Raw genomic sequence first — 980 nt, forward strand, 5'->3', positions numbered from 1 at the left:
TCCCTTCCCACGACCAGACCAAGGAAGCTGGCTTGAAACCATTGCATTGTTTGAGGCTATTCGTGAAGGAAACCAACCTGCGGCATTGCGGCTGCTACAAACCTCGGCCGCACGCGAGGCCGTCCTGGGAGGGCTCTTGGGCCTAATTGAACTGTATTTCCGTAATGAAGAAGATGACAAAGTAGAGGGATTTCTCGCTGCCGCCCACAGTGCCGGCCCGCCGCCAGCTTTCGGTTGCAAGCCTTTTCTCCCTTAATCCAGCCCCAATGAAGAAAGAAGGTTCAGTATGACTTCCACCCCACGCATCACCGTTATCGTAGGTAGCCTGCGTCGCGGATCAATTGCGCGCAAGATTGCGCACGAAGTACTCACAATGATCCCGAAAGACTACGAGGCAAACATCCTCGAAATCCGCAACTTGCCCCTTTATGACTTCGACTACGATGATCCCGCGGTCACGGACAAGCCAACTCCGTCCGCGTACACCACCTTCCGCGACACCATCAAGAACTCTAGCGGAGTCCTTTTCATTACGCCCGAAAACAACCGCACAATCCCCGCATGCCTCAAAAACGCGGTGGACATCGGTTCTAAACCCAACTCAGATGTGGCTTGGAAGAACCTTCCCGCAGGAATCATCAGCCACTCCGTAGGGCGCATGGGTGGGTACAGCTCACAGAAGAACCTCCGATTGGCCCTGTCTTACTTTGATATGCCTTTTCCTGGGCAGCCCGAGGTATTCCTCGGCCAATCACCCACCCTTTTCGAAGACTCGGGCCGCCTTAATGACCACACCGCAGAATTTGTGAAGGACTACGTCATGCGCTTCCTGGCTCTGGTGGACAATGCCTTAACCAGCTAGGACCCACGCACATCTCTAGAGGTGTTATGTCCATGAGGTTTTTGGACTTGGAGTCCAGCTACTTTGTGGACTCGGAGTCTAGGGACTTTGTGGACGCGGAGTCTCCCCGCTTTTTGGA

2 protein-coding genes are annotated in these 980 nt (G+C 54.2%); both read left to right on the forward strand.

Features of this window, described 5'->3' with window-relative positions:
* Positions 1–256, forward strand: a 256-nt coding sequence (locus HMPREF0308_RS14065; RefSeq protein ID WP_141276892.1) for a hypothetical protein, incomplete at its 5' end; no start/stop codon positions are given.
* 30 nt (positions 257–286) lie between these two features.
* Entirely contained in the window at positions 287–862 is a 576-nt protein-coding gene (locus tag HMPREF0308_RS11525) for an NADPH-dependent FMN reductase (RefSeq protein WP_034657575.1), read from the forward strand.
* The last annotated feature ends 118 nt before the right edge of the window (positions 863–980 follow it).

Origin of the sequence: Corynebacterium striatum ATCC 6940 (genome assembly GCF_000159135.1) — a bacterium.
GTDB classification, from domain to species: Bacteria; Actinomycetota; Actinomycetes; order Mycobacteriales; family Mycobacteriaceae; genus Corynebacterium; species Corynebacterium striatum.